We start from the raw sequence: 2167 nt of genomic DNA, 5'->3' as shown, positions 1-2167 counted from the left end.
TCGTACAATGGGGTAAGTTTAAATCCTTTAACCGTTATTTTTTTTGATGCTGTAGAGCCTTTAATGGTGTCAACTTTCATTGAATACATTTTATCTTTCGTTATCGATTTATAACCTGCAATCTGAAAGGATGCATCTTTTGTATAGTAAAATCTTGTTGTATCATTTCCCGAAAGTGAATCCAATAAAAAATCGTTAATGTTAATGTCGAGGTGTTTGATCGAGTTTTTGGTTTTTTTTGCTGCGGTTTTGTTGATGTAATCGAAATCTGCATCTACAATTTTAATGCTTTTAACATGTACCGATTTAAAAGTTTTTGAAATCTGCTCGTAAAGCGATTTTTCATCTTTTATGCTGTCGGGTTTCTTGGTTACTTTGTTAAAAATCATATTGATAGATGGCTTTTGTAAAAGGATTTCATTTACAGCTATCCGATTTTTAAAGTAGGCCGTTAATATTCCAACACGGCTAATCTGTAGTTTCTTCAATTTAAGCTCGAAAGTATGTGCAGGTGCCAGTTGTTTTTTTCTTAAGCTATCGAAAACGGCCGTATCGGGCATTAGTGTAACATCGCGCAGCGCCAGGCTACCTGTAATTACGTTTAAGTTAATGCTTTTAAAATCTATCCGGTAGAGGTGGTGGGAGCCATTATAAACCCCGGCCTTAATTTTTTCGATCAATATGGGTTTCCATCGGGCACTTAAAAACATGGCGCCAAATGCTACAATTAGTACCAGTATGCCGAATATGCTTCCTATCCAGGTCCAAACTTTATTTCTATGCTGAGCTGTCATTTATTATGGTTTATCGATAGGTAACAGATAGAAGTGTGAAAGGTTTTTTTAGGGGCAAGGCAAAAGACTAAAGCAGAAAGACCAAAGAGGAGCTGTTGGATGCTTTATTGTTAAAATGATTTTTTTGGAGCGCAAGGKCAGTATAAGAAACACCGTTTGTTCCTTTGCTGCGCTTRTACGCTTTCCCGAAAAATCGGGATACCTCCGGGCCTGYAGGGTACCGCTYCGCCAAGGGCTAGRTKGGTTAGGACRGTGGYATGGAAACCACTCATAGTAGCAAGAACAGCTGTAATCTAAACCCGATAGTACGAATGCCGATTTTTTCTRTCGGCAGTAGGGATAGCGGGGCTGYAGCYCWCCATTGGCACCGAAGCMTACATTTYCAAAAAAATCTTTCTTAACAAGTATGAAGTCGTTTGGTGCCAATCTTATTGCAGTTTCGATATCCCACAGTAGTAAGATTGCTTCGTCGTTCCTTCTCGCAATGACGCGAAGATCATAATCGTACTGTAAACATTTAAACAAAATATGTCAATTTGTCACTTTTAATTTTATTTATGTATTTTTGCAATCCCCAAAATGTTTTTAAATAATGATTGATTTACAAGTACAGGATAAGACGCACGATGAAGCCAGGCAAGGTGAAGCTTTAATTTTAGATACACCAATTAAAGCCGATGCCCGTAAATTATACATCGAAAGTTATGGTTGTGCAATGAATTTTGCTGATAGTGAAATTGTTGCCTCTATTCTTTCTGAAACAGGATTTGAAACCACAGGGGATTATCACCAGGCCGATGTAATCTTCATCAATACCTGTTCTATCCGTGAAAATGCTGAAACCAGAGTTAGGAACCGCTTATCGCAGTTCGGTGTCGAGAAACGCCGTAACCCGAAATTAATTGTTGGGGTTTTGGGCTGCATGGCAGAACGTTTAAAATCTAAATTTTTAGAAGAAGAACGTTTGGTTGATGTAGTGGTAGGACCCGATGCTTACCGCGATCTGCCTAACTTAATTGAACAGGTAGAAAGTGGACATAAAGCGGTTAACGTACTTTTATCCCGCGAAGAAACCTATGCGGATATTAGTCCGGTTCGTTTAAACAGCAACGGAATTACCGCTTTTATTTCCATTACCCGCGGCTGTAATAACATGTGTTCTTTCTGTGTGGTTCCTTTTACCCGTGGCCGCGAACGTAGCCGCGATGCCCATTCCATTATACAAGAAGCAAAAGGTTTATTTGAAGCTGGTTACCGTGAGGTTACGCTTTTAGGCCAAAACGTAGATTCATATACCTGGACATCGGAAGATGGAACTGAAACCGTAAACTTTGCGCAACTTTTAGCGCAAACAGCTTTGGTTAGTCCTGATT

At 39.3% G+C, this 2167-nt stretch carries 2 protein-coding genes; one reads left to right on the top strand and one right to left on the bottom strand.

From position 1 onward, the window contains the following. Nucleotides 1-794, bottom strand: a 794-nt coding sequence (locus AC1DPQ_RS25735; RefSeq protein WP_477611309.1) for an AsmA family protein, incomplete at its 3' end; no start/stop codon positions are given. 592 nt (nt 795-1386) lie between these two features. On the opposite strand from AC1DPQ_RS25735, the gene AC1DPQ_RS25730 reads away from it, so the two are divergent. Next, nucleotides 1387-2167, top strand: a 781-nt coding sequence (locus AC1DPQ_RS25730; RefSeq protein ID WP_477611308.1) for a radical SAM protein, incomplete at its 3' end; no start/stop codon positions are given.

The organism is Pedobacter sp. 01T416_2, assembly GCF_056398925.1.
This window is presented reverse-complemented; position numbering and strand designations above follow the sequence as displayed.